Annotated in this window: 26 protein-coding genes and 1 pseudogene; 20 read left to right on the top strand and 7 right to left on the bottom strand. The window is 61.4% G+C overall.

The window, feature by feature from the left end; all coding sequences use genetic code 11:
* The first annotated feature begins 257 nt into the window (after positions 1-257).
* The 5 genes from ACORQT_RS18125 to maeB all read left to right on the top strand — a co-directional run bounded on the left by ACORQT_RS18125 (position 258) and on the right by maeB (position 4,001).
* Complete coding sequence (locus ACORQT_RS18125) at positions 258-584, top strand: phage holin, lambda family (RefSeq protein ID WP_033643982.1); 327 nt, start codon at positions 258-260, stop codon at positions 582-584.
* Positions 574-975 carry a M15 family metallopeptidase gene (locus tag ACORQT_RS18120; RefSeq protein ID WP_033643981.1) on the top strand — a complete coding sequence of 134 codons (402 nt, stop codon included), beginning with the start codon at positions 574-576 and terminating at the stop codon, positions 973-975. Before ACORQT_RS18125 ends, ACORQT_RS18120 begins: the two co-directional genes overlap by 11 nt.
* Positions 972-1,352, top strand: a complete 381-nt coding sequence (locus ACORQT_RS18115; RefSeq protein WP_033652571.1) for a DUF2570 family protein — start codon at positions 972-974, stop codon at positions 1,350-1,352. The genes ACORQT_RS18120 and ACORQT_RS18115 overlap by 4 nt, the downstream gene beginning before the upstream one ends.
* On the top strand, positions 1,333-1,506 hold the full coding sequence (lysC, locus tag ACORQT_RS18110) for an Rz1-like lysis system protein LysC (RefSeq protein WP_004936544.1): 174 nt from the start codon (positions 1,333-1,335) through the stop codon (positions 1,504-1,506). Before ACORQT_RS18115 ends, lysC begins: the two co-directional genes overlap by 20 nt.
* Before the next feature lie 215 nt (positions 1,507-1,721).
* Complete coding sequence (maeB, locus tag ACORQT_RS18105; protein WP_016926766.1) at positions 1,722-4,001, top strand: NADP-dependent oxaloacetate-decarboxylating malate dehydrogenase; 2,280 nt, start codon at positions 1,722-1,724, stop codon at positions 3,999-4,001.
* Between the two features lie 49 nt (positions 4,002-4,050).
* Here the strand turns inward: maeB and mmuM are convergent, their stop codons facing one another.
* Both mmuM and mmuP read right to left on the bottom strand, forming a co-directional pair.
* On the bottom strand, positions 4,051-4,989 hold the full coding sequence (gene mmuM, locus ACORQT_RS18100) for a homocysteine S-methyltransferase (protein WP_164057255.1): 939 nt from the start codon (positions 4,987-4,989) through the stop codon (positions 4,051-4,053).
* Positions 4,979-6,388, bottom strand: a complete 1,410-nt coding sequence (gene mmuP / locus ACORQT_RS18095) for an S-methylmethionine permease (RefSeq protein ID WP_033643976.1) — start codon at positions 6,386-6,388, stop codon at positions 4,979-4,981. Before mmuP ends, mmuM begins: the two co-directional genes overlap by 11 nt.
* Before the next feature lie 177 nt (positions 6,389-6,565).
* On the opposite strand from mmuP, the gene ACORQT_RS18090 reads away from it, so the two are divergent.
* From ACORQT_RS18090 to ACORQT_RS18075, 4 genes and pseudogenes are all read left to right on the top strand, one after another.
* Complete coding sequence (locus tag ACORQT_RS18090) at positions 6,566-7,405, top strand: ChaN family lipoprotein (RefSeq protein ID WP_444859434.1); 840 nt, start codon at positions 6,566-6,568, stop codon at positions 7,403-7,405.
* 102 nt (positions 7,406-7,507) lie between these two features.
* Complete coding sequence (locus ACORQT_RS18085) at positions 7,508-8,305, top strand: energy transducer TonB family protein (RefSeq protein WP_094143245.1); 798 nt, start codon at positions 7,508-7,510, stop codon at positions 8,303-8,305.
* A 54-nt stretch (positions 8,306-8,359) separates the two neighbouring features.
* On the top strand, positions 8,360-10,486 hold the full coding sequence (locus ACORQT_RS18080; RefSeq protein ID WP_164057254.1) for a S9 family peptidase: 2,127 nt from the start codon (positions 8,360-8,362) through the stop codon (positions 10,484-10,486).
* 121 nt (positions 10,487-10,607) lie between these two features.
* Positions 10,608-12,849 (top strand): annotated as a pseudogene (locus ACORQT_RS18075) (TonB-dependent receptor domain-containing protein).
* A 22-nt stretch (positions 12,850-12,871) separates the two neighbouring features.
* On the opposite strand, the gene ACORQT_RS18070 reads toward ACORQT_RS18075, so the two are convergent.
* From ACORQT_RS18070 to amiA, 3 genes are all read right to left on the bottom strand, one after another.
* A complete protein-coding gene (locus ACORQT_RS18070; protein ID WP_004936514.1) occupies positions 12,872-13,327 on the bottom strand; it encodes a YaiI/YqxD family protein in 456 nt (151 codons plus the stop codon).
* A complete protein-coding gene (gene hemF / locus ACORQT_RS18065; RefSeq protein WP_069100654.1) occupies positions 13,327-14,247 on the bottom strand; it encodes an oxygen-dependent coproporphyrinogen oxidase in 921 nt (306 codons plus the stop codon). Before hemF ends, ACORQT_RS18070 begins: the two co-directional genes overlap by 1 nt.
* A gap of 65 nt (positions 14,248-14,312) precedes the next feature.
* Entirely contained in the window at positions 14,313-15,194 is an 882-nt protein-coding gene (gene amiA / locus ACORQT_RS18060) for an N-acetylmuramoyl-L-alanine amidase AmiA (protein ID WP_033652564.1), read from the bottom strand.
* A gap of 204 nt (positions 15,195-15,398) precedes the next feature.
* Here amiA and ACORQT_RS18055 point away from each other — a divergent pair, with 204 nt between their 5' ends.
* Positions 15,399-15,824: a GNAT family acetyltransferase gene (locus ACORQT_RS18055; protein WP_004936504.1), complete on the top strand. Its 426-nt coding sequence runs from the start codon at positions 15,399-15,401 to the stop codon at positions 15,822-15,824.
* A 42-nt stretch (positions 15,825-15,866) separates the two neighbouring features.
* On the opposite strand, the gene ACORQT_RS18050 is transcribed toward ACORQT_RS18055, so the two are convergent.
* Entirely contained in the window at positions 15,867-16,265 is a 399-nt protein-coding gene (locus ACORQT_RS18050; protein ID WP_016926776.1) for a YgiW/YdeI family stress tolerance OB fold protein, read from the bottom strand.
* A 174-nt stretch (positions 16,266-16,439) separates the two neighbouring features.
* Between ACORQT_RS18050 and ACORQT_RS18045 the strand changes: the two genes are divergently transcribed.
* The 10 genes from ACORQT_RS18045 to ACORQT_RS18000 all read left to right on the top strand — a co-directional run bounded on the left by ACORQT_RS18045 (position 16,440) and on the right by ACORQT_RS18000 (position 25,973).
* Positions 16,440-16,904 (top strand): DUF2919 domain-containing protein, encoded by a 465-nt coding sequence (locus ACORQT_RS18045; RefSeq protein ID WP_047025261.1) that lies wholly within the window; start codon positions 16,440-16,442, stop codon positions 16,902-16,904.
* 157 nt (positions 16,905-17,061) lie between these two features.
* Entirely contained in the window at positions 17,062-17,649 is a 588-nt protein-coding gene (locus tag ACORQT_RS18040) for an RpoE-regulated lipoprotein (protein ID WP_004936494.1), read from the top strand.
* 182 nt (positions 17,650-17,831) lie between these two features.
* Positions 17,832-18,731: a Dyp-type peroxidase gene (locus ACORQT_RS18035; RefSeq protein ID WP_033643968.1), complete on the top strand. Its 900-nt coding sequence runs from the start codon at positions 17,832-17,834 to the stop codon at positions 18,729-18,731.
* 201 nt (positions 18,732-18,932) lie between these two features.
* Positions 18,933-19,955 carry a sulfate ABC transporter substrate-binding protein gene (locus tag ACORQT_RS18030; RefSeq protein WP_042785156.1) on the top strand — a complete coding sequence of 341 codons (1,023 nt, stop codon included), beginning with the start codon at positions 18,933-18,935 and terminating at the stop codon, positions 19,953-19,955.
* On the top strand, positions 19,956-20,795 hold the full coding sequence (gene cysT / locus ACORQT_RS18025; protein ID WP_033652561.1) for a sulfate/thiosulfate ABC transporter permease CysT: 840 nt from the start codon (positions 19,956-19,958) through the stop codon (positions 20,793-20,795).
* Positions 20,795-21,670 (top strand): sulfate/thiosulfate ABC transporter permease CysW, encoded by an 876-nt coding sequence (cysW, locus tag ACORQT_RS18020; protein WP_033643966.1) that lies wholly within the window; start codon positions 20,795-20,797, stop codon positions 21,668-21,670. Before cysT ends, cysW begins: the two co-directional genes overlap by 1 nt.
* The gene (gene cysA, locus ACORQT_RS18015) at positions 21,660-22,748 is read left to right on the top strand and encodes a sulfate/thiosulfate ABC transporter ATP-binding protein CysA (RefSeq protein WP_033643965.1); all 1,089 of its coding nucleotides are present in this window, start codon (positions 21,660-21,662) and stop codon (positions 22,746-22,748) included. The genes cysW and cysA overlap by 11 nt, the downstream gene beginning before the upstream one ends.
* Before the next feature lie 80 nt (positions 22,749-22,828).
* The gene (gene cysM / locus ACORQT_RS18010) at positions 22,829-23,710 is read left to right on the top strand and encodes a cysteine synthase CysM (protein ID WP_033652578.1); all 882 of its coding nucleotides are present in this window, start codon (positions 22,829-22,831) and stop codon (positions 23,708-23,710) included.
* Between the two features lie 250 nt (positions 23,711-23,960).
* On the top strand, positions 23,961-24,641 hold the full coding sequence (locus tag ACORQT_RS18005; protein WP_033652557.1) for a response regulator transcription factor: 681 nt from the start codon (positions 23,961-23,963) through the stop codon (positions 24,639-24,641).
* A gap of 6 nt (positions 24,642-24,647) precedes the next feature.
* Positions 24,648-25,973, top strand: coding sequence for an ATP-binding protein (locus ACORQT_RS18000; protein WP_033652556.1), 1,326 nt, complete (start codon positions 24,648-24,650; stop codon positions 25,971-25,973).
* Between the two features lie 76 nt (positions 25,974-26,049).
* On the opposite strand, the gene crr is transcribed toward ACORQT_RS18000, so the two are convergent.
* Positions 26,050-26,559, bottom strand: coding sequence for a PTS glucose transporter subunit IIA (gene crr / locus ACORQT_RS17995; RefSeq protein ID WP_004936467.1), 510 nt, complete (start codon positions 26,557-26,559; stop codon positions 26,050-26,052).
* Between the last annotated feature and the right edge of the window lie 36 nt (positions 26,560-26,595).

Raw genomic sequence — 26,595 nt, 5'->3', positions numbered from 1 at the left:
ATATTTCCCGTTGCCATTAATGTTTATTTTTCGCAGAAATAACAGTCGAAACAAATCACGATAAGAATGAATTTTTTCTTCACTGCCGCCTGCCTTGGCGTTTATGTTTTGTGCCAGCATTCAGCATGAATTAATTCGACCATAGGGCCTGTATTTATTCATTTGCTTTGTAATAGCATCCTTAACTAGATTCTGAGTATCCGATGTCCCACCGGCCGTGATTGGCATTTAATTAAAAATAAAAAAGGAGATGAGCTATGTCCAGCATAGAGCCTGACGCTGTTGGCTTAATAGTCCAGCGAGTATGTGAATATCTTCAGCCGGTATTGAACGCCATTCTGGCCGGCGTGATGGCGCTATTACACGGCGCCTATCGCAACGTGGGTATTCGGCGACGTTTATTGAATGCGGCGATGTGCGCGTTATTGGCCTGGACGGTGCGCGATGCGCTGGCGTTGATGGGCCTGGAATTAAACTGGGCGAATTTGGCCAGCGTATTGATTGGCTTTATGGGGGCGGATTACATCAACGCCTTAATTAAAAAATTCATCGGCAAAAAAACGGGGTTTAAAAATGTTAAATGACATCGAAGAGATTCGCTTTACCGCCCGCAGCGAAGAGAACCTGCGCGGCGTGCATCCGGATCTGGTGCGCGTTATTCGTCTGGCTCTGCGCTATTCCCTGGTGCCGTTTTCCGTCAGCGAGGGGCTGCGCAGCATGGCGCGCCAGCGGGAAATGGTGCGCGCCGGCAACAGCCAAACGCTGCGCAGCCGCCACCTGACCGGACACGCGGTGGACGTGGTGGCGATGCCGGCGGGCGTGGTCTCCTGGGAGTGGGATTACTACGCGCAAATTGCGGTGGCGGTGCGGCGCGCGGCGCGCGAATGCGGCATCAACGTCGAATGGGGCGGCGAATGGAAGACCCTCAAGGACGGCCCGCACTTCCAGCTGCCGTTTCGGGACTATCCGGCATGAGCGGCTGGCTGCAAAAACTGATGCAGGGCGGGTTGCTGCTGCTGTTGCTGGCGGCCATCTGCCTCGGCGGCTACAGCTCGCTGTTGTCGCACCAGTTGGCGTCCGCGCGACAACAGGCGGCGGAACTGCAAAAAAGCCTGGTGCAGCAGGCGGGGCTTATCGCCACCTTGCAGACACAGGACACGCAAAACCGCGCGCTGATGGCGGCGCAGCAGCGGCAGGAACAGCAGCTGCGCCAGCAACACGAGGCTTATCAGAGGAAATACCGTGAAGCGATTAAAAACGATCCCTGCGCCGCTCGGCCTCTGCCTGGCACTGTGCTTGAGCTCCTGCGCCCGGCCACCGGCGCCGCAGACCATGCCGCTGTTGCCCCCTGAGTCGGTATTCGCTCCCTGTGAGCAGCCGCAGTTGCAGGGGGAGACCTGGGGCGATGCGGTGAGCTATGCCCTGGCATTACAAACCTCGTTACACATTTGCGCCGGCCAGGTGGAGACGCTCAACGCCTGGCGCGCCACGCTGCCGCCGCGCTGACGGCGGCGCTTGTCTGACTTGTCCCGCAGGCCTTCTTTTTTTACTTTTAAAACGGTCTTTCGACCAAGGTTATGGCGCGCTTCAAAGTTTGTGATGTTTCTCTCACTATACTTCAAGGCTGTGCCCTGTCATTGTACCTGGGCGCCATGGCCCACGGCAGGGCGCAGCCTCAAAGCCTTACCTCAACATAAAAGCAAAAAACAAAGGAATCCATAATGGACGAACAGCTCAAACAGAGTGCCCTTGATTTCCATCAGTTTCCTGTCCCAGGGAAGATCCAGGTTTCCCCAACCAAACCGTTGGCGACCCAGCGCGATCTGGCGCTGGCCTATTCGCCGGGCGTCGCCGCGCCTTGCCTCGAGATCGCCGAAGATCCGCTGGCGGCCTACAAATACACCGCGCGCGGCAACCTGGTGGCGGTAATTTCCAACGGCACGGCGGTACTGGGTCTGGGCAATATCGGCGCGTTGGCCGGTAAGCCGGTGATGGAAGGCAAGGGCGTTTTGTTCAAGAAGTTTTCCGGTATCGATGTATTTGATATCGAAGTGGATGAGCATAACCCTGACAAATTAATCGACATTATCGCCGCGCTGGAACCGACCTTCGGCGGCATCAACCTGGAAGACATCAAGGCGCCGGAGTGTTTCTACATCGAACAGAAACTGCGTGAGCGCATGAAGATCCCGGTGTTCCACGACGACCAGCACGGCACGGCGATCATTACCACCGCCGCGGTGCTCAACGGCCTGCGCGTGGTGAAGAAGAACATCTCCGACGTGCGGCTGGTGGTGTCCGGCGCCGGTGCGGCGTCCATCGCCTGCCTGAACCTGCTGGTGGCGCTGGGGCTGCGTCAACAGAACATCACCGTCTGCGACTCCAAGGGCGTCATCTATAAAGGCCGCGACGCCAATATGGAACAGACCAAAGCCGCCTACGCCATCGAGGATAACGGCCAGCGCACGCTGGGCGACGCCATCCCGAACGCCGACATCTTCCTCGGCTGCTCCGGCCCGGGTGTGCTGACGCAGGATATGGTGAAAACCATGGCGCGCGATCCGCTGATCATGGCGCTGGCCAACCCGGAACCGGAAATTCTGCCGCCGCTGGCCAAAGCGGTGCGCCCGGACGCCATCATCTGTACCGGCCGTTCCGACTACCCGAACCAGGTGAACAACGTCCTGTGCTTCCCGTTCATTTTCCGCGGCGCGCTGGACGTGGGCGCCACCACCATCAACGAAGAGATGAAGCTGGCCTGCGTGCATGCCATCGCCGATCTGGCGCTGGCGGAACAGAGCGACGTGGTGGCCTCCGCGTATGACGATCAGGATCTCTCCTTCGGGCCGGAATACATCATTCCGAAACCGTTCGATCCGCGTCTGATCGTCAAGATCGCGCCGGCGGTGGCCAAGGCGGCAATGGACTCCGGCGTGGCGACGCGCCCGATCGAAGACTTCGACGCCTACGTGGAGAAGTTGGCGGAGTTCGTCTACAAAACCAATCTGTTCATGAAACCGATCTTCTCGCAGGCGCGCAAAGAGGTGAAGCGGGTGGTGCTGGCGGAAGGCGAGGAAGAGCGCGTGCTGCACGCCACGCAAGAGCTGGTGTCGCAGGGGCTGGCTTTCCCGATCCTGGTCGGCCGTCCGAGCGTGATCGAGATGCGCCTGAAAAAGCTGGGCCTGCAACTGACGCCGGGCAAAGATTTCGAAGTGGTGAACAACGAGTCGGATCCGCGCTTCAACGAATACTGGGGCGAGTACTACCAGATCATGAAACGCCGCGGCGTTTCGCAAGAACAGGCGCGTCGCGCGGTGATCGGCAACCCGACGCTGATCGCCGCCATCATGCTGCACCGCGGTGAAGCGGATGCGATGATCTGCGGCACCATCGGCAGCTACCACGAGCATTACGACGTGGTGAAGAATGTGTTCGGCTTCCGTGAAGGCGCGCACGTCGCGGGCGCGATGAACGCGCTGCTGCTGCCGAGCGGCAACACCTTCATCGCCGACACCTACGTCAACGACGATCCGACGCCGGAACAGCTGGCGGAGATCACCCTGATGGCGGCGGAAACCGTGCGCCGTTTCGGTATCGAACCGAAGGTGGCGCTGCTGTCTCACTCCAGCTTCGGCTCGTCTGATTGCCCGGCGGCGCGCAAGATGCGTAAAACGCTGGAGCTGGTGAATGAGCTGGCACCGGAGCTGGAGATCGACGGCGAAATGCACGGCGACGCCGCGCTGGTGGAAAGCATCCGTCACGATCTGATGCCGGACAGCCCGCTGAAAGGCTCGGCCAACCTGCTGATCATGCCGAACATGGAAGCGGCGCGCATCAGCTACAACCTGCTGCGCGTCTCTTGCTCGGAAGGGGTGACCGTCGGGCCGGTGCTGATGGGGGTCGCCAAGCCGGTGCACATCCTGACGCCGATCGCCTCGGTGCGCCGCATCGTCAACATGGTGGCGCTGGCGGTGGTGGAAGCCCAGACCGAACCGCTGTAAGCCCGGGTTGAATGACTGGCCCCCTGTGCCGTTGGCGCCGGGGGCTTTTTTATGCCTTGCAGCGCGCGGCGATGGCGCGAATATCCTGCGGCGTAGTGCGACAACAGCCGCCGATCAATTGTGCGCCGAGCGCGCGCCACTCTGTCGCCTGATCGGCCAGGCTGCCGTGCTCGCCGCCGCAGGCGTGCCAGGTTTTGCTCACCGCATCGTAGTGCTCGCCGGAGTTCGGGTAGACCAGCAGCGGTTTGTCGGCCAGCGAGCTCAGCTGACGCAGCGCCGGGGCGACCTTGTCCAGCGCGATGCAGTTGATGCCGATGGCCAACACCTGCGGATTGCCGCGCAGCGCGGACAGGACCTCCGTCAGCGACGTGCCGTCGCTGAGGTGTTGGCTGTCGCGCAGGGTGAAGGCGAACCAGGCGCCGAGCGTCGGGAACTCCTGCAGCAGCGTCAGCAGCGCCTGCAGTTCAGAGAACGACGGCAGCGTTTCGCAGGCCAGCAGATCGACGCCGGCGGTGGCCAGCGCGGCGATGCGCGGGCGGTGGAAGGCAATGAAGTCATCCTGCGCCAGCCAATAGTCGCCGCGGTATTCCGAGCCGTCGGCCAGATAGGCGCCGTACGGGCCCACCGAACCGGCGATCAACAGCGGCGCCGCCTGCGGGTGCGCGGCCAGATAATCGCGGCGCGCGCGCTGCGCCAGCTGCACGCTTTTGGCGATCAACGCCAGCGACTGAGCCTGATCCAGGCCGCGGCGCGAGAAGCCCTGCGGCGTGGCCTGATAGCTGGCGGTGATAGCGCACTGGGCGCCGGCGTTGAAATAATCGAGGTGGACCTGATAGATAAGCTCGGGATTTTCAATCAGCACCTTGGCCGACCACAGCGGATCGGTCAGATCGCAGCCGCGCGCTTCCAGCTCGGTGGCCAGCGCGCCGTCCAGGATCAGCGTCGGCCGTTCGGCCAGCAAACGAGCGACGGGGTTGTTAACCGACATGTTGTTCTCCCAAAGCGTTTTTTTGCCCGGCGCGCCGGGTCAGGAAATAGGTGAGGTAGCACAGGGCGACGAACGGCAGGCCGCAGTAGAGCGCGATGCGCTGCTCCGGATCGAACGCCAGCCCGATGCAGGCCAGCAGGCACAGCGCAAAGCCGAGGATCGGCGTCAATGGATAGCCGGGCGCGCGGTATTTCAGGCCGTTTATCGGCTGGCCGCTGCGCAGATAGGCGCGGCGGAAAGCATAGTGGGCGGCGCAGATGCTCAGCCACACCGCCACCACCGCAAAGCCGGAGATCGCCGACAGGGCGACAAACACCGTATCCGGCGCGATCACGCTGGTCAGCAGCGCCAGCACGCCGCCGAGCATGCTGAAGGTCAGGGCGTTGATCGGAATGCCGCGCGCATTGACGCGCGCAAAGTAGGCCGGCAGGGTGCGCTGGTGGGCCAGCGACCACAGCATGCGCCCCGAGGCGTACAGGCCGGAGTTGGCCGCCGACAGGATGGCGGTCAGGATCACGAAGTTGAAGATATCGGCGGCGTAAGGCACGCCGATGCGTTCAAACACCAGCACGAACGGGCTTTTGACGATCCCCGCCTGATCCATCGGGATCAACGCCGCCAGCACAAACACCGTGCCGATAAAGAACAGCATCAGGCGGATCACCGTGGTGCGGATCGCCAGCGGCACGACTTTCTCCGGGTTCTCGGTTTCACCGGCGGCGATGCCGATCAGCTCCGTGCCGGAGAAAGCGAAGTTCACCGCCACCATGGTCATCAGGATCGGCAGCGTGCCGTGCGGCAGCCAGCCGGAAGCGGTCAGGTTGTGCAGGAACGGCGCCGGGGTGCCGTCTTTCATCGGCAGCAGGCCGAACATGGCGGCGCCGCCCAGAATGATGAACGCCAGAATGGTCACCACTTTGATCAGCGAAAACCAGAATTCGCTTTCGGCGAAAAAACGGGTGGTCACGACGTTGAGCAGGAAAATGGCCGCGCAGAAGATCAGGCACCACAGCCACACCGGCGACTGCGGGAACCAGTACTGCATGCAGAATCCGGCCGCGGTCAGGCTGGAGCCCAGCGCCACCGTCCAGGTGAGCCAATACAGCCAGGCGACGGCATAGCCGGTGGCCGGCCCCAGATAGCGCGAAGCATAGACGTGAAAGGCGCCGGTTTCCGGCATCGCCACCGACAGCTCGCCCAGGCACAGCATCACCAGATACACCACCAGCGCACCGATCAGGTAGGCCAGCAGCGTGCCGAGCGCCCCGGTGGTGGAGATGATGTAGCCGGTATTGAAAAACAGCCCGGTGCCGATCACGCCGCCCAGCGACAGCATCACCAGATGCCGGGCCTTCATGCTGCGTTTGAACTGCCCTGCGGCGGGCGCCGATGAGTGCATAATAATCTATCCGTATAGACGTCTAAATATCTGAATGGCTATTGGTTATACCCGCAATGCCGTTTCAACGCAATGCGTCACCGGCGATCGCCGCGTAAAAAAATCGTCAGGCCAGATCTATATGCAAATGATAATTATTATCTATAATGTCGCCGTTTTCGCTAATGGGGCAACATGATGAGATATCTGATTTTATTGGCGGCGTTGGCGCTCGGCGCCTGCAGCCAAACGCCGGTGAAGACGCCGGCCAGCGACGTCGCGAGCATGGGGAATATCACCGATCTGCACAGCGGCGCGACCCTGACGCCCGAGCAGCTGTTGACGCGGTTGGCGCAGCAGCCGCGGGTGATCGTCGGGGAAAAGCATGACAATCCTTACCACCATCAGATTGAGCAATGGCTGGTGCAGCAGCTGCCGCAACGGCGGCCGCAGGGTAGCGTGCTGATGGAGATGATCAACCCGAACCAACAGGCGCAGGTCGACAAGGTCAAGCAGTGGTTGCAGAGCGATCCCACGGTGCGTGACGGCCGCGTAGCGGAGCTGATCGCCTGGCAGCCGGGCTGGAAGTGGGAGCTGTATGGCGGGGTGACGATGGCGGTGATGCGTGCGCCTTACCCGCTGTGGTCGGCCAACCTGGATCGCAGCGAGATCGCGGCGTTCTATCAGCAGCCGCAGTTCCCGGCGGGGCAGCTCTCGTCGCAGCCGGCGGTGCGCAAGGCGCTGGAAGAGACTATCCGCACTTCGCACGGCGGCCAGATTGAGGCCGCGCAGCTGCATGCGATGCTGGCAATCCAGCAGCAGCGCGATAGGCGCATGGCGGAGCGCCTGCTGGCGGCGCCGACGCCCGCGTTGTTGATCGCCGGTGGTTATCACGCCGCCAAATCGGTGGGCGTGCCGCTGCACGTGCGGGATCTGCAACCGGCGGCGGCGCCGACGGTGCTGATGCTGGCGGAGCCGGGCGTACAGGTTGACGCGCACACGGCGGACTACCTGTGGATCACACCATCAGTGAAATGAATACGTTAAGGCAGTGAAAAGGGGTGTTAATTATAATTGCAAATGATTATCATTATTAAATGTGATCTGCAATCATTCGCAATTAAGTAAGCTAATGCCCCTATGTTAAGTCAGTCTTATCCCCCTCCGGCCTTTGCGCTGCCGCAGCCGCGCTGGGCGCGCGGCTTGCTGCTCGCCCTAGCGGCGCACGCGGCGTTGGTTCTGCTGTTTTATTGGCCGCAGACGGCGCTCGAGCCGGTCGAGCTGCCGCCGCCGGCGGTGATGATGAGCTGGGCGGCGCAGATTGAAGCGCCGGAAAGCAAGCCGTTGCCGCTGGGCGTGCAGCAGGCGGAATCCGCTGCGGCGCAGCCGGCGGAGCAGCAGCAACAGCCGGATCTGCCCAAGCTGGCGCGCGCCGATAAAGCGAAGATCGTGACGGCGGACAAGAAGCGCGCCGAGCACCGTCCCCCGCAAAAAGCGCAGCCGAAGCCGCAGGAACAGGCGAAAGAGACGCGCAACGCCGCCGCGTCCAGCGCCGCCGCGCCGCAGGCGCAGACGCTCTCTCACCAAACCGCCGCCCCGATTAACAGCGACGCCAACAGCAACGCGCAGGCCAAGCTGTCGTGGGAGAGCCTGGTGAAGGGCAAACTGAACCGCATCAAAGAGTATCCCCTGGATGCCCGCAACCGCCGGCGCAGCGGCATGCCGCAGGTCAGTTTTAGCGTCGATGCGCAGGGGCGGGTGTCGAACGTGACCCTGCAGATCCGTTCCGGCACCGCGTCGCTGGATCGGGAAGCGGTGGCGGTGGTGTCGCGCGCGCAGCCGTTGCCGCCGCCGCCGCCGGAGATGCTGCAGCAGGGGGCCGTCAGGGTAAGGATGCCGATCGATTTCAATCTGGCGGAGCTGAATGCCCGCCGTTAATGCCCGCAGACGCGGCAGCGCCGCCGTCCGGCTCTTCAAACTTCGTGAGGGATTATGAATCCGCTGTTATTTACCCCGCGCCGTCGCATCGCGGCCGCGCTCTGGCTTTCTTTAGGCATCGCCGGCGCCGCGCTGGCGCAACCGCAGCCGCCGTTGGCGGAACGGGAGCCGAAAGCGCTGACGGCCCACGGCGAGACGCGTACCGACGATTACTACTGGCTGCGCGACGACAGCCGAAAAGATCAGAAGGTGCTGGACTACCTGAAGGCGGAGAACCGCTACACCGAGCAGATGATGGCGCCGTACCAGAAGCTGCGCGCCACGCTGTATCAGGAGATGCTGGGCCGCATGAACCCTGACGATCGTTCGGTGCCGTATCAGCTCAACGGCTATCGCTATCAGGAAAGCTACGCCGCCGGTAAAGATTTCGCGCGGTATCAGCGCCAGGCGCTCACCGCCGACGCGCCGTGGCAAACCTTACTGGACGCCAATCAGCGCGCGGCCGGCCATGCCTATTATCGCCTGGGGGCGCTGGACGTGAGCCTGGACAACCGCCGCCTGGCGGTGGCCGAAGATCTGCAGGGCCGCCGACAATACCGCATCTCCCTGCGCGAGATAGACAGCGAACGCTGGTCGCCGGAAACGCTGGAAAACACCTCCGGCAACATGGTGTGGGCCAACGACAGCCAAACCCTGTTCTACGTGCGCAACCACCCGCAAACGCTGCTGCCGTACCAGGTCTACCGCCATCAGTACGGTACGCCGCCGGCGGAAGATAAACTGGTGTATCAGGAAAACGATCCGGCTTTCTACCTCAGCCTCAGCCGTTCTTCTTCGCGCGATTACCTGATTCTGACCATCAGCGGCAACACCACGTCCGAAGTGCGCCTGATCGACGCCAACCAGCCGCAGCGCGAGCCTCAGCTGTTCGCCGCCCGGCAAAACGGCCGCGAGTATTATCTCGATCACTACCGCGGCGAGTTCTATCTGCGTTCCAACCATCAGGATCCGAACTTCGGCTTGTACCGCACGGCGGCGGCGGGCAACCCCTGGCAGACGCTGATTGCGCCGCAGGCGCAGCACGAGGTGGAAAGTTTCAGCCTGTTCCGCGACTGGCTGGTGGTGCAGGAGCGCGCCAACGGGCTGGTGCAGCTGCGGCAAATCAGCTGGGACGGCAAAACCGAGCGCGCCATCCCGTTCGACGACGCCAGCTACATGGCCTGGCTGGGCTATAACCCCGAGCCGGACAGCGATCGTTTGCGTTACGGCTATTCGGCGATGACCACGCCGACCCGCACCTATGAGTGGGACCTGAACAAGGGCGAGCGCACTCTGCTCAAGCAGCAGGAAGTGAAAGGCGTCGATCCGAGCCTGTATCACAGCGAGCGTATCTGGGTCGCGGCGCGCGACGGCGTGAAGGTGCCGGTCTCGCTGGTGTATCGCAAGTCGCTGTTCAAAAACGGGCATAACCCGCTGTTGGTGTACGGCTATGGCGCTTACGGCATGAGCATGGATCCGGCGTTCAGCGCCAACCGCATCAGCCTGCTGGATCGCGGCTTCGTCTATGCGCTGATCCACGTGCGCGGCGGCGGCGAGCTGGGGCAGAGCTGGTACAAACAGGGCAAGCTGACGCACAAACCGAACAGCTTCAACGATTTCATCGACGCCACCCAGGCGCTGATCAACGGCGGCTACGGCCAGCCGGGGCGCATCTACGCCATGGGCGGCAGCGCCGGCGGTTTGCTGATGGGGGCGGTGATCAATCAGGCGCCGCAGCTGTACAACGCGGTGGTGGCGCAGGTGCCGTTCGTCGACGTGGTGACCACCATGCTGGACGACAGCATTCCGCTCACTACCGGCGAATACGAGGAGTGGGGCAACCCGCACCAGCCGGCCGCCTATGCGCTGATGAAGTCCTACAGCCCGTATGACAACGTGCGCAAACAGCGTTACCCGAACCTGCTGGTCACCAGCGGTTTATACGATTCGCAGGTGCAGTATTGGGAACCGGCCAAATGGGTGGCGAAGCTGCGGCGTTTCAAACAGGGCGATTCGCTGCTGCTGCTCTCCACCGACATGACCGCCGGCCACGGTGGCAAATCGGGCCGCCTGGCGCGGCTGGAAAACGGCGCGCTGGAGTACGCCTTTATTTTGGCGGCGGATCGGCAGGCGCAGAAATAACCTTCAGCGCCGCGGCACGCTGCGGCGCAATAAAACAATAACAATCTTTTACCGCGCTTTCGGCGGGCTTTTTGCTGGGCATTGTCGGCCATCAAACCTTATTGGCTATTTCTGGGGATATATGAAAATTAAAATGATAGCGAGCCTGATCGGCGCGGGACTGGTGCTGCACGGGCAGGCTGTGGCCGCGCAGGAACAGGCGGAAAATAATAAAGGCAGCGTGGCGTTCAGCCCGCTCAACGTCTCGGCCGCCGACGGCGGCAAAAGCAGCGAAAAAGACGCGTTGGCGAGGCCGGGCGCGTTCAGCTCGCGCGACGAGAACCAAAATCTGGAGTCGGTGGACAGCATTCTGCGCAGCATGCCGGGCACCTATACCCAGATCGACCCCGGCCAGGGAGCGGTCAGCGTCAATATTCGCGGCCTGAGCGGCTTCGGCCGGGTCAACACCATGGTCGACGGCATCACGCAAAACTACTACGGCAACTCCCCGAGCGATGCAGCGCACGGCGGCATGCCCACCAGCCAGTTCGGGGCGCTGATCGATCCTAACTTTATCGTCGGCGTTGATGTGGCGCGCGGCAACGCCACCGGTTCCGACGGGGTGAATGCCTTGGCGGGCAGCGCCAATTTCCGCACCATCGGCGTGGATGACGTGGTGTTTTCCGATAACCCGTTCGGCGTACGCACCAAGTTCTCGGTGGGCAATAACGGCATCGGCCGCAGCGGCATGATCGCCGTGGGCGCCAAAACTGCCGCCTTTGCCGACGGCGGCAGCCTGGGGGGCGATGGCGGCGATCAGCGGCAGCTCCATCACCTCTAACTACAAAAACGGCGCCGGTTTCGACAGCGAGATGTTCAACGTCGATAAAACCTACCGCCAGAACCCGAAATCCCAGCTGTTCAAAGTGGACATCAAGCCGGATGCCTTCAACAGCATCGAACTGTCGGCGCGCAGCTACCAGAATAAAATCACCCGCCGCCACATCGACAGCGAAGATTTTTACCTCAAATACCACTACGCGCCGTTCTCGGAACTGATCGATTTCAAATTGACCGCCAGCACCAGTCGCGGTGAGCAGAAGTTCATGTCCAACAACATGGCGGGGTTCAGCGACAGCACGGCGAAAAACATTTCCGATGCGCTGGATATCAACAACACCAGCCGTTTCAGCCTGCGGGATATTGATTTCGCCTTCAGCTACGGCGGCAAGCTGGTGCGCAACGAGTATAAGAAAAAGGCATCCGGGCTGGTGACGGATCAGGATCAGGCGGAAAGCATGCCGGTGGGCATTGCCGGCAAACAAGATATCTCCAGCCTGTACAGTGGGTTGCAGGCCAACTACGGCATCTGGCAGGGAAATGTCGACCTGAACTACACCGCCTATCGCCTCTCCGGCTACAAGCCGGCCTGTGATGAGCGCGTAGAGTGCTTCCCTCAGGGCGCTGGCACTATCAACCGCAATGAACACGGCTTCAACCCGTCGGTCATGCTGTCGGCGCAGGTGACGCCGTGGCTGCAGCCGTTCGTCAGCTACAGCAAGTCGATGCGCGGGCCGAATATCCAGGAAGTGTTCTTCGCCAACAGCGGCGGCCAGTCGATGAACCCGTTCCTGAAGGGTGAAAAAGCGGAGACCTGGCAGGGCGGGTTCAACGCCAATGCCCACGATCTGTTGTTCAAGCAGGACAGCTTCCAACTGAAAGCGGTCTATTTCGAAACCAAGATCAAAAACTACATATCCAGCCAAACCTACCTGGTGTGTAAAAACCGTCAGAAGTGCAATCGTTCGCAGGCGACGCAGGAAGAGTGGGATAACGCGGACATCAACGTCAGCATGACCATGTACAACAATGCTCCCGATCCGGTCAAAACGCGCGGGGTGGAGCTTGAGGCGCTGTACGACGCCGGTTTCGCCTTCACCAAACTGTCGTTAAGCAAGGAGCATACCTCCCAGCCGACCAACCAGGCCAGCAACGTATTCGGCGCGGGCGATATCAGCGAACTGCCGGAATTCTACTTCACGCTGGACAGCGGGGTGCGCCTGCTGGACGAAAAACTGACGCTGGGCGGGGTGGTGAAATACACCGGCAAGTCGGTGCGTCTGTCGCCGGACTCTGATTACGATGAGAATGAGCAGTTGCTGAAGGAGCCGGCGCCGCATATTCCGACCATTATCGATCTGTACGGCACCTATCAGGTGAATCGCAATCTGCTGCTGAAGCTCAGCGTGCAAAACCTGATGGACAGAGACTATTCGGACGCGCTGAACAAGATGAACTCGCTGCCGTCGCAGTCGCAGTATGAGACGCCGACCAACACCGCCCGTGGGCGGACTTATATCTTCGGCGGGGAGGTGCGCTTCTAAACCGCAGCAGAGCAGGGCGCAGTCACTGCGCCCGTTTCGCCTGCAGCAGCCATTTGTCCAGCTCGTTGGCGAACTGCTGGCGGTCGCGCTGGTTCAGGGCGTTCGGGCCGCCGGTCTGAATGCCGCTGGCGCGCAGGGTATCCATAAAATCGCGCATGTTGAGGCGCTCGCGAATGGTGTCCGGCGTATAGCGTTCGCCGCGCGGGTTCAGCGCCACCGCGCCTTTCTCAATCACCTCCGCCGCCAGCGGAATGTCGGCGGTGATCACCAGATCGCCCGCTTCGCAGCGGCGCACGATCTCGTTATCGGCCACGTCGAAGCCGGCCGCCACCTGCAGCGAACGGATGTACTTCGACGGCGGCGTGCGCAGCGGTTGGTTCGCCACCAGCGTCACGGTGATGGCGGTGCGATCGGCGGCGCGGAACAGCACTTCCTTGATCACGTTCGGACAGGCGTCCGCATCGACCCAAATCTGCATCATTTCGTCTCCCGCAGCCAGTCGCGCACCGGCAGGAAATCGCGCGCCAGCGCCGCTTCCGGGCTGTCGGCGTCCGGCTGGTAGTTATATTCCCAACGCACCAACGGCGGCATCGACATCAGGATGGACTCGGTGCGCCCGCCGGTTTGCAGCCCGAACAGCGTGCCGCGATCCCACACCAGGTTGAACTCCACATAGCGGCCGCGGCGATACAGCTGGAACTGGCGCTCGCGCTCGCCCCAGGTCAAAGCCTTGCGTTTTTCGACAATCGGCAGGTAGGCGTCGAGGAAGCCCTGGCCCACCGCGCGGGTGAAGGCGAAACAATGGTCGAAATCCGGGGTGTTCAGATCGTCGTAGAACAGGCCGCCGATGCCGCGCGCTTCGTTGCGATGCTTGATGAAAAAGTAATCGTCACACCACTGTTTATATTTGGGGTAGACCTCGTCGCCGAACGGCGCGCACAGCTCGGCCGCGGTGCGGTGCCAGTGCACGGCATCCTCTGCGAAACCGTAGAACGGCGTCAGGTCAAAACCGCCGCCGAACCACCACACCGGCGCTTCGCCCGGCTTTTCAGCGATGAAAAAGCGTACGTTGGCGTGGCTGGTGGGCACGTAGGGGCTGAGCGGATGGATAACCAGGGAGACGCCCATCGCCTGGAAGCTGCGCCCGGCCAGTTCCGGACGGTGCGCGGTCGCCGAGGCCGGCAGGGTGGCGCCGGAGACGTGCGAGAAGTTGACCCCCGCCTGTTCGAACACCGCGCCGTTGGTCAGCACGCGGCTGCGGCCACCGCCGCCTTCTTCACGCGTCCATTGGTCTTCGGTGAACACGGCGCCGCCATCGGCCTGGGCGAGCTGCGCGCAGATATGATCCTGCAGCGCCAGCAGGAAGGATTTTACTTCAGCGATGTTAGGTAAACTCATGCGGGGTCTTTATAGCGTCTGGCTGAACAAGGCGCTGAGTATACTCTTATTCGCCGCCCGCGGCATCAGCGGGGTTTGCGTTGGTGTGCGTCGAAGTAGTCGAAGAAGTTGACGATGCCGTCCGCGATGGCGCGGGCGATTTTCTCGCGAAACGCGGTGGTGCCCAGCAGCCGTTCTTCGTTCGGGTTGGTGATGAACGAGGTTTCTACCAGCACCGAGGGAATGGACGGGGATTTCAACACCGCGAACGCCGCCTGTTCGGTGCTGTCGCTGTGCAGATGGTGTACCGGACGAATTTGGCCGAGCACGTGGCGGCCGAGCGTCAGGCTGTTGTTGATGGTGTCGGTTTGCACCAGATCGAACAGCACCTGCTGCAGGTAGTTGTCCTGATCCTTGTATTTGCCGCCCGCTACGTCGTCGGCGGCGTTTTCACGGTTGGACAGGTAGCGCGCCATGGCGCTGCTGGCGCCGCGGTTGGAGAGGGCGAATACCGAAGCGCCGGAGGCCGACGGGCTGGTAAAACCGTCGGCGTGAATGGAAATGAACAGATCGGCCTGGTGCTGGTGGGCGATCTCCACCCGCTGGAACAGCGGAATGAATTCGTCTTCTTCGCGCGTCAGGCGCGCCTCGATGTGATCGTGCTCATGCAGGAAACGGCGCACGTGGTTGGCGATTTCCAGCACGATGTGTTTTTCCTGCGAACCTTCGTGGCCGACCGCGCCGGAGTCGATGCCGCCGTGGCCGGGATCGATCATCACCCGCTTTTTGCCGCCGGCCGGTTTCGCCGCCGGTTTGCTGTGCTGATTGCGCAGCATGCCTTCCGCCTTGGCGCTTGGGTTTTTCACGCCGAACAGCGCTACCGCCAGGCCGGAAAGCAACAGTTGGCGTCGCGTCGGGGAAACGGCAAGCGGCTTAAAATTGAGGAATTGTTTACCCTGCTTTTTCATTACGCAACGCTCCATCGACGATTCTATTTCGCGACGTTATATCGTATTGATAATCATTAATCGACCCGATAACTATTTCCATTTATTACGCCTGTTACCGGCGATTTCGGGGCAAATAGCGCGGTAAATCGCAGTTTGATATTGCGTAAGTGAATAATCACGCGATAATCAGATAAACACCTTAATTAACAGCGGCCAACATCGATGGAAATTCGCGTATTTCGACAAGACGACTTTGAAGAAGTCATTACCCTGTGGGAGCGCTGCGATCTGCTGCGGCCCTGGAACGATCCGGAAATGGACATCGAGCGCAAGCTGAACCACGATCCTGAGCTGTTCCTGGTGGCGGAAGTCGGCGGCGAAGTGGTCGGTTCGGTGATGGGCGGCTATGACGGCCACCGCGGCTCGGCGTATTACCTCGGGGTGCATCCCGACTATCGCGGGCGCGGCATCGCCAATGCGTTGATCAATCGTCTGGAGAAGAAGCTGATCGCTCGCGGCTGCCCGAAGATCCAGATTATGGTGCGCGAAGACAACGACACGGTGGTCGAGATGTACGAGAAGCTCGGCTACGAGATCCAGGGCATCACCAGCCTGGGCAAGCGGCTGATCGAAGATCAGGAATATTGATCGAGCGGCGGGCGGCGGCGTTGCCCCGCCCGCCGCAACGCATTACGGCAGCTTTTTAACGGTTTTCACGTCCACTTCGACGCTGCTCCAGTCTTTATCCACTTTGCCTTCCAACTGCACTTTGTCTTTCGGCGTGACGGTTTGGCCGTTCCAGCGCTTGCGATCGATCTCGACCGTCAGCGTGCCGGTGGCGTCGCGGAAGGTGTAGGTATCGTCGCCGATGCGCTGCTCGATGTTGCCTTGCAGCATCACCCAGGTGTCGTCGCTCAGCGATTTCACCTTGTCCACGGTGGTCAGCGCCGCGCTGGGGCCGGAGAAACCACCTTGTGCGGTGGTTTGCGTTTGAGCCTGCGGCGCGGCCGGATCGAGGAACCCGCCTTGTTGCGCCAGTACCGGTGCGCTGCACAGCGCGATCAGAGCGGCCAGAGTCAGTTTTTTCATGTTGCGCTTCCTTATCGTTATCGAAAATCACATCCCGCTGATATCGGGGGCTTGCTAAGTGATAAGGATTAAAACACACCGATCTTAAGAGCTTCTTAAGCCGACGCATTGAAATTCCCATCGCCGGCGCCCATCTGTAGCCATAGTCTTTATTCTGTTGGCAAGGAACGAGCGTTGAAGCCATTCTCACCCCGGTTTTCCCCGGACGATTACGATCAGCACGGCGCGCTGCGGCTGCCGCTGGGATTTTGGGCCGTGCTGATTTTGCAGGCGCGCACCTGGCTGTTGTTCGTGATGGCCGGCGCTTCGCGCGAGCAGGGCGAAAGCTTGTTGGCGTTGTTTTATCCGGATACCCAACGCTTTTGGTACGGCATGCTGCTCGGTCTGCCGGCGGCGCTGGCGTTTTTGCTGAGCGGCCGTCGCCACCAATGGCCGCGGCTGTGGCGCGGTTGGCGCTGGGGGCTGGCTGTCTCGCTGCTGGCGTCGTTCGGCGGCTCGCTGTTCAGCCTGTGGCGCCAGGACGGCGATGCGCCGGGGCTGGAGCTGACGTTGGCGCTGCTCGACGCGCTGGCGCTGAGCTATCTGCTGCTGAACACGCGTCTGAAAGCCTGTTTCGCGCCGGCGGAGCGCGCCGACTAATTGCCGAGAAGTGCGGCACTTTTCGCATTTTCCGCACTCCAAGCTGGCAACCGTTGGCGTAGTGCGGGCCGTTGTGAGAGGCTGGCACGCAGCAAAACGCCGAATGCGGCAGGAGCGGGTGACCCGCCCAGTGCCATTGATGTCTAAGGAGCTAGAGATGAATATTCGCCCCCTGTTGTTAGGGCTTCCGCTGTTACTGACCGGCTGTTCGAGCATGTCCAATTTCTCCTGGTCCAGCCTGTCGCCGTTCAACTGGTTCGGCAGCAGCCTGGAAGTCGGCGCCAAGGGCGTCGGCAAGCTCAACGCCGGCACGCCGATGTCGGAAAGCGCCATCAACGACGGGCTGGACGGCAACTACCGCCTGCGCGGCGGCATGGCGACCAACAACGGCCAGATCGTCTCTTATTATCAGGCGCTGTCCGGCGACGAGGTGAAGCTGGTGATCACCGGCGAACCGAAAGGGCGCCTGCAGCGGGTGGACGTGCTGGATCCGAAAGTGGCGACGGAGTGGGGCAACAAGCTCGGCACGCCGTTCGGCGACATGTACAGCAAGGCGTTCGGCTCCTGTAAGCCGGGCAGCGGCGAAGACGCCGGTAAAGTGGAGTGCGTGGCGGAGCAGAGCAAATACGTCACCTACATCTTCAGCGGCAAGTGGGCCGGCGCGCAGGATATCATCCCGCCGGACGACACCCTGAAAAGCTGGACGGTCAGCAAAATCATTTGGCACGCCAAGCCGCAGCAGTAACGCGTTCAACGGGCGCCGGTTCCCGGCGCCTGCTTGTCCAAATCATTACCCCTATTTTCTTTGCGCTGCTGCAAGGCAATCGCCTGTGCTTGCGGTATGATAGCGCGCGTTTGTAACAGGGACCCCGCGCGTCAACCGCCATACCTTACCTGTTGCCGGATTCTGGTATTGAGGATAACAACATGACACAGGTTCAGAGCGGCATTCTGCTGGAGCACTGCCGTTTCGCCATTTTTATGGAAGCCAGCGTACAGGGCGAATTCGCCGATTTGCGCCAGGGCTGCAAACAGTTTTGTCAGACGCTGAGCGAGCTGCAGCAGCAGTTCCCCGATGCGCGCCTCGGCGCGGTGATCGCTTTCGGCTACGACGTCTGGCACGATCTCTCCAGCGGCCAGGGCGCGAAAGAGCTGAAGCCGTTCACGCCGCTCGGCAAAGGGCTGGCGCCGGCCACCCAGCGCGATATGCTGATCCACATCCAGTCGCTGCGTCACGACGTCAACTTCACGCTGGCGCAGGCCGCGCTGGCGGCGTTCGGCAACGTCATCAAGATTGAGGAAGAAACCCACGGTTTCCGCTGGGTGGAAGAGCGCGATCTGAGCGGCTTCATCGACGGCACCGAAAACCCGCAGGGCGATCAACGCCCGGCAGTGGCGACGATCGCCGAAGGTGAAGAGGACGCCGGCGGCAGCTACGTGCTGGTGCAACGCTACGAGCACAACCTGCGCCAGTGGCAGCGCTTTACCACCGAGCAACAGGAGCAGATCATCGGCCGCACCAAGCACGACAGCGAAGAGCTGCCGGCGGATCGGCGCCCGGATACCTCGCACGTCAGCCGCGTCGATCTGAAAGAGAACGGCAAAGGCCTGAAAATTCTGCGCCAGAGCCTGCCTTACGGCACCGCCAGCGGCAAGCACGGCCTGTTCTTCATCGCCTATTGCGCGCGCCTGCACAATATCGAGCAGCAACTGCTGAGCATGTTCGGCGATCTGGACGGCAAACGCGACGCGATGCTGCGTTTCAGCCGTGCGGTCACCGGCAGCTACTATTTTGCGCCATCGCTGACGCGCCTGCTGTCACTTTGACGCCGTTGCCGAAGCCGGCGCGTCCGGCTTCGGTCTGTTTTCCCGCCCCCAAAACGCCTCGCATTTCCTGCCTTATAGCGTTTGATGCTTGTAAATCACTAAACGGTATATAAAAGCGTTACAGCTCCGCACCGAGTTATAAATACACTGGTCGTCAATAAGGCGAAAGCCTGAAGGAATGACTCAGTGATAAGGTGCAGAATGAAACAAAACCGGGTTAAAAATCTCGTGCTGAAAGGTTGGCTGGCGGCTGCGCTGTTGGCGAGCGGCGCCGTGTCGGCGGCGGAATTGCTGAACAGCTCTTATGACGTTTCCCGTGAATTGTTCGTCGCGCTGAATCCCGGCTTTGAACAGCAGTGGAACCAGCAGCATCCGAATGACAAGCTGACCATCAAACAATCGCACGCCGGCTCGTCGAAGCAGGCGTTGGCGATCCTGCAGGGCCTGCGCGCCGACGTGGTGACCTACAACCAGGTCACCGACGTACAGATCCTGCACGATCGCGGGCAGCTGATCCCGGCGGACTGGCAGTCGCGTCTGCCGAACAACAGCTCGCCGTTCTATTCCACCATGGCGTTTCTGGTGCGCAAGGACAACCCGAAGGGTATCCACACCTGGAACGATCTGGTGCGTGACGACGTGAAGCTGGTGTTCCCGAACCCGAAAACCTCCGGCAACGGCCGTTACACCTATCTGGCCGCCTGGGGCGCCGCCAGCCAGGCCGACGGCAACGATGCGGCCAAGACCCGCGCCTTCATGACCCGTTTCCTGAAAAACGTGTTGGTGTTCGATACCGGCGGCCGCGGCGCGACCACCACCTTCGTCGAGCGCGGTTTGGGCGACGTGTTGATCAGCTTCGAGTCCGAAGTGAATAACATCCGCAAGCAATACGGTGAAGACAAGTACGACGTGATCGTGCCGCCGGTCGATATTCTGGCGGAGTTCCCGGTGGCTTGGGTCGACAAAAACGTCGCGCGCAACGGCACCGAACAGGCGGCCAAAGCCTATCTGAACTATCTCTACAGCCCGGCGGCGCAGCAGGTGATCACCAGCTTCTACTACCGCGTGTATGACCAGAAAGCGATGGCGGCGGCCAAGGGGCAATTCCCGGACACCCAACTGTTCCGCGTGGAAGATCAATTCGGCGGCTGGCCGCAGGTGATGAAAACCCACTTCGCCACCGGCGGCGAGCTGGATCAGCTGTTAGCGGCAGGGCGCAAGTAAATGTTGGCGTTGTCGTCCAGTAAGCGGGTGCTGCCCGGATTTGGCCTCAGCCTCGGCAGCAGCCTGTTTTATACCTGTTTGATCCTGCTGCTGCCGCTCAGTGCGCTGGTGATGCAGCTGGCGCAGATGAGCCTGGCGCAATATTGGGAAGTGATTTCCAACCCGCAGGTGGTGGCGGCGTATAAAGTGACGCTGCTGGCGGCCGCTGTCGCCAGCCTGTTCAATGCGGTGTTCGGCATGCTGATGGCCTGGATCCTGACGCGCTACCGCTTTCCCGGCCGTTCGCTGCTGGATGGACTGATCGACCTGCCGTTCGCGCTGCCGACGGCGGTAGCCGGCCTGACGCTGGCCGGTCTGTTTTCCACCACGGGCTGGTACGGGCAGTGGCTGGCGCACTTCGACATCAAAGTCACCTTCACCTGGCTTGGGATCGCGGTGGCGATGGCGTTCACCAGCCTGCCGTTTGTGGTGCGCACCGTGCAGCCGGTTCTGGAAGAGCTGGGGCCGGAATACGAAGAAGCGGCCGAGACGCTGGGCGCCACACGTTGGCAGAGTTTTCGTCGCGTCGTGCTGCCTGAAGTGGCGCCGGCGCTGCTGGCCGGCACCGCCATTTCCTTTACCCGCAGTCTGGGCGAGTTCGGGGCGGTGATTTTCATCGCCGGCAATATCGCCTGGAAGACGGAAGTGACCTCGCTGATGATTTTTGTGCGTTTGCAGGAGTTCGATTACCCGGCGGCCAGCGCCATCGCCTCGGTGATCCTGGCGGCGTCGCTGCTGCTGCTGTTCAGCATTAACGTATTGCAAAGCCGCTTCGGCAGACGTTTGGGAGGAGGGCACTGATGGCTGATATTTCCGCCTTCAACGGCGCCGAGCGCCCGCGCGTCAACTGGGGCAAATGGACGCTGATCGCCATCGGCACGCTGTTTTCGGCGCTGCTGCTGGTGGTGCCGATGATATCGATTTTCGCCGAGGCCTTCTCCAAAGGATTCGGCGCGATGTGGAGCAATTTGCTCGATCCGGACATGCTGCACGCCATTTGGCTGACGGTCCTGATCGCGCTGATCACCGTGCCGTTCAACCTGGTGTTCGGCACGTTGCTGGCGTGGCTGGTGACGCGTTTTACCTTCCCCGGCCGCCAGCTGCTGCTGACGCTGATCGATATCCCGTTCGCCGTATCACCGGTGGTGGCGGGGCTGATTTATCTGCTGTTTTACGGCAGCAACGGCCTGTTGGGCGGCTGGCTGGATGCGCATAACATTCAGGTGATGTTCTCCTGGCCGGGCATGGTGCTGGTGACCATTTTCGTCACCTGTCCCTTCGTGGTGCGTGAGCTGGTGCCGATGATGCTCAGCCAGGGCAGCCAGGAAGATGAGGCCGCCATTCTGCTGGGAGCGTCCGGCTGGCAAATGTTCCGCCGCGTGACGCTGCCCAACATTCGCTGGGCGCTGCTGTACGGCGTGGTGCTGACCAACGCGCGCGCCATCGGCGAGTTCGGCGCGGTGTCGGTGGTGTCCGGTTCGATTCGCGGAGAGACCTACAGCCTGCCGCTGCAGGTCGAGCTGTTGCAGCAGGATTACAACACCGTCGGAGCCTTTACCGCTGCCGCCCTGTTGACCCTGATGGCGATCGTTACCCTATTTTTGAAGAGCGCGCTGCAGTGGCGTCTGGAACGTCAAAACGCGCGTCTTGAGCGGGAGGAAAATCATGAGCATTGAGATTAACGGCATCAACAAGTCCTTCGGTCGCACCAAGGTATTGAACGATATCTCGCTCGATATTGCTTCCGGCGAAATGGTGGCGCTGCTCGGGCCGTCCGGTTCCGGCAAGACCACACTGCTGCGCATCATCGCCGGGCTGGAAAGCCAGAGCGGCGGCAAGCTGGGCTTCCACGGCACCGACGTCAGCCACATGCACGCGCGCGACAGGCGCGTGGGCTTCGTATTTCAGCACTATGCGCTGTTCCGCCACATGACGGTGTTCGATAACATCGCCTTCGGCCTGACCGTGCTGCCGCGCCGCGAGCGCCCGAACGCCGCGGCGATCAAACAGAAAGTCACTCAACTGCTGGAAATGGTGCAGCTGGGCCACCTGGCTACCCGCTATCCGTCGCAGCTGTCCGGCGGCCAGAAACAGCGCGTGGCGCTGGCGCGCGCCCTGGCGGTGGAACCGCAGATTCTGCTGCTGGATGAACCGTTCGGCGCGCTGGATGCGCAGGTGCGCAAAGAGCTGCGCCGCTGGCTGCGTCAGCTGCATGAAGAGCTGAAATTCACCAGCGTGTTCGTCACCCACGATCAGGAAGAGGCGATGGAAGTGGCCGACCGCATCGTGGTGATGAGCCAGGGCAATATCGAACAGGTCGGGTCGCCGGTCGACATCATGCGCGAACCGGCGAGCCGCTTTGTGCTGGAATTCATGGGGGAAGTGAACCGCCTGAACGGCGAAATTCGCGGCTCCCAGCTGTTCGTCGGCGCGCATCAGTGGCCGTTGTCGTTCCAGCCGATGCACCAGGGCAGCGTCGACCTGTTCCTGCGCCCGTGGGAAATGGAAGTGGCGACCGAAAGCAGCGAACGTTGCCCGCTGCCGGTTCAGGTGCTGGAAGTCAGTCCGCGCGGCCATTTCTGGCAGCTGACGGTGCAGCCGATCGGCTGGCACCAGGAACCGATCAGCGTGGTGCTGCCGGAAGGCAACGCCACGCCGGTGCGCGGCGGCCGTTATTACGTCGGCAGCCTCAATGCGCGGCTGTATGCCGGCGATCAACTGCTGCAACCTGTTGCGTTAGCCAAAAGCGCCTGATAGGTTTTAGCAGCCCTTTATTCAAGGCAACCCCAGGGTTGCCTTTTTACTTTACGCACACCAACACACAGGCAAAGATCGTGACAACGCTCGAACAATGCATCGGGAATACCCCGCTGGTAAAACTGCAACGGCTGGCCGCCCAGGCGGGCAGCGAGGTATGGGTCAAACTGGAAGGCAACAACCCGGCGGGATCGGTGAAGGATCGCGCTGCGTTGGCGATGATCCAGCAGGCGGAGCTGCGCGGTGAGATCAGGCCCGGCGACGTGCTGATTGAGGCCACCAGCGGCAACACCGGCATTGCGCTGGCGATGATCGCGGCATTGAAAGGCTATTCGCTGAAGCTGTTGATGCCGGAGAACATGAGCCTGGAGCGGCAGGCGGCGATGCGCGCCTACGGCGCCGAGCTGATCCTGGTCAGCCGTGAGCAGGGCATGGAAGGGGCGCGCGATCTGGCGCTGGAGATGCAGCGTCAGGGGCAGGGCAAGGTGCTGGATCAGTTCAACAACCTGGACAATCCCTACGCCCATTTCACCACCACCGGCCCGGAGATTTGGCGCCAAACCGAAGGGCGCATCACGCATTTCGTTTCCAGCATGGGCACCACCGGCACCATTACCGGCGTGGGCGGTTACCTGAAAAGCCAGAATCCGCAGGTGCAGATCATCGGCCTGCAGCCGGCGGAGGGCAGCAGCATCCCCGGCATTCGCCGCTGGGCGCCCGCTTACCTGCCGGGTATTTTCCGCCCGGAGCTGGTGGATCAGGTGCTGGATATTGAACAGGGCGATGCCGAGCAGACCATGCGCCAGCTGGCGCAGCGTGAAGGCATCTTCTGCGGCGTCAGCTCCGGCGGCGCGGTGGTCGGCGCCTTGCGCGTCGCCGCGGCTCACCCCGGCAGCGTGGTGGTGGCGATCGTCTGCGACCGCGGCGATCGCTACCTTTCAACCGGCGTGTTCGGCTGAGCGCGCCCTCCCGGCGGTGTGTTCCGTCGGGAAAACCTTTCCTCCTTTCCTTTCGACAGACGGCAGCCCCGCTTGCGGCGGCTACCGCTTGCCCGTGCGCCAATGCCATGACTGAAGTAGAGAAATCGCGCGACAGCGGCCACAATAACGGTGACGAGACGCCAAAAGCGATGTGTAAGGATTGAGTAAAACCGGCTGCGGACCGGCGAAATTGGCGGGAAAATAACGAAAATCGGTGAAGGAGCAAGGCATGAAAATTTTACTGGTCGACGATGACCTGGAGCTTGGCACCATGCTGAGCGAATACCTGACGGGCGAAGGTTTCGACGCCACGCTGGTGCTGACCGGCAAGGCGGGGGTAGAGGGCGCGCTGTCGGGCGACTATACCGCGATGATCCTCGACATCATGCTGCCGGATATGAGCGGCATCGACGTGCTGCGCGACGTGCGCAAAAAGAGCCGGCTGCCGATCATCATGCTGACCGCCAAAGGTGACAACATCGATCGGGTGATTGGTCTGGAGATGGGCGCCGACGATTACATGCCCAAACCCTGCTATCCGCGCGAATTGGTGGCGCGTTTGCGCGCGGTGCTGCGCCGTTTCGAAGAACGGCCGCAAGAAGCGGACGACGAGGCCGCCATCAGCGTTGGCGAGCTGACGTTAAACCCTTCAACCCGCAGCAGCGAATGGCGCGGCAAGGCGTTCGATCTGACCGCTTCGGAATTCAATCTGTTGGAGCTGTTGCTGCGCGCGCCGGACCGCGTGGTGTCGAAGGACGAATTGTCCGAGAAGGGGCTGGGGCGCCCGCGTGAAGCCTATGACCGCAGCGTGGATGTGCATATCAGCAATATCCGCCAGAAGCTGAGCGCGTTGGCCGGCAATACGCTGAGCATCGAAACGGTGCGCAGCATCGGCTATCGCATCCGGTAACCTGACATGCGCGGAAGACTGTTCTGGAAAATTTTGCTCGGCTTTTGGCTGACCTTTCTCATCATGACGCAGGCCCTGTGGGTGGCGTTTTCTCTTTATGGCGATCGCTATGTGCCGCCGGAGAACGCCATGGCGCGGCGGGCGATCGGCCTGCAGCTGACCTCCGCCGCCACCCAATTGCGCAGCGGCGGCATGCCGGCGCTGGAAGCGCTGATGCGCGACTGGCCGGAGGACGACAGGCGTCTGCTGTCGGTAACGCCGATGACCCAACCGCCGCCGCCCGCGCCGGAAGAACCGCTGTTTGAAGGGCGGCGGATGCCGAAAGCGATTTCCGCCTGGGTGCAGACCGGGGAAGGGCAGGGATATTGGCTGAGTTATAACGTGCGCGGGCTGCGGGAAGAGTATCGGCCGGAGCGGCGTTCCCATTTCTTCAACATTCCTGCGCCGATGTTGTGGGTCGGCGGGCTGGGCGGTTTGCTGTTCAGCGCCGTACTGGCCTGGAACCTGACCCGGCCGATGCGTCAGCTGCGCGGCGGCCTGGATCGGGTGGCGCAGGGCGATCTGTCGGTGCGGCTGTTCCCGAAAATGCGGCGCCGTCATGACGAGCTGTCCGACGTGGCGCGCGATTTTGACACCATGGCCGAACGCTTGGAGCTGCTGGTCAGCGCCCGCGAGCAGCTGTTGCACGATGTCTCGCACGAACTGCGTTCGCCGCTGGCGCGCCTGCAGTTGGCGATCGGCCTGGCGCGGCAGAATGCCGGCAACGTCGAAACCTCGCTCAAGCGCATCGAACATGAGTCGGGGCGGCTGGATAAAATGATCGGCGAGCTGCTGGCGCTGTCGCGCACCGAACACAGCAGCCTGCCGGACGAGGAATACTTCGATCTGTACGGCCTGGTGGATGCGGTGGTGAGCGATGCGCGCTACGAGGCGCAGGTGCCCGGCGTGGAGATCGTGCTGCAGGCCGAGTCGGACGTGGAGTATACCGTCAAGGGCAATGCGGAGCTGATGCGGCGCGCGGTGGACAACATCGTGCGCAATGCGCTGCGCTTTTCCAGCCAGGGCCAGCGGGTGACGGTGGCCCTGTCGCGCATCGACAACCTGTTCCAGCTCGCCGTCAGCGATCAGGGGCCAGGCGTGGAGGAGTCGAAACTGTCGAGCATCTTCGATCCATTCGTGCGCGTGAAGTCGGCGCAGTCGGGCAAGGGTTACGGCCTGGGGCTGGCGATTACCCGCAAGGTGGTATTGGCGCACGGCGGCCAGGTTGAGGCGCGCAACGGCGACAGAGAGGGGCTGGTCATTACCCTGCGTATCCCGCGCTGGTCGTCATAACGTAGCGAGATTGGGATACGACGAAGGGGATAAAAAAAACGGCGCCGAGGGCGCCGTTTATCTTGCTCATTCGCGATTACTTCTTGATGCGGATGATCGGGGTTTCGCCAACGGTCACGCTGCCGGACAGTTTGATCAGCTCTTTGATCTCGTCCATGTTGGAGATAACGACCGGCGTCAGGGTAGACTTGGCTTTCTCTTCCAGCAGTGGCAGGTTGAACTCGATAACGACGTCACCTTTCTTGACGCGCTGACCTTCTTCGGCGATGCGTTTGAAGCCTTCGCCTTTCAGTTCTACGGTATCGATGCCGAAGTGGACGAACAGCTCAATGCCGCTGTCGGATTCGATAGAGAATGCATGGTTGGTTTCGAAAATCTTACCGATGGTGCCGTCAACCGGAGCAACCATTTTGTTGCCGGCCGGTTTGATGGCGATACCGTCGCCAACGATTTTTTCAGCGAACACTACGTCCGGCACATCTTCGATATTGACGATTTCGCCAGAAAGGGGAGCGACGATCTCGATAGTGCCCGTGTCTTTCTTGTCATCAGAAACCAGAGATTTCAGTTTATCGAACAAACCCATGATCTTCTCCTAAGCATTAAATTGGGCGGCGTTCCA

Origin of the sequence: Serratia sp. (in: enterobacteria), from assembly GCF_052400455.1 — a bacterium.
Classification (GTDB): domain Bacteria; phylum Pseudomonadota; class Gammaproteobacteria; order Enterobacterales; family Enterobacteriaceae; genus Serratia; species Serratia ureilytica.
Note: the sequence above shows the minus strand (reverse complement) of the source record. Positions and strands in the feature narration are given on the sequence as shown.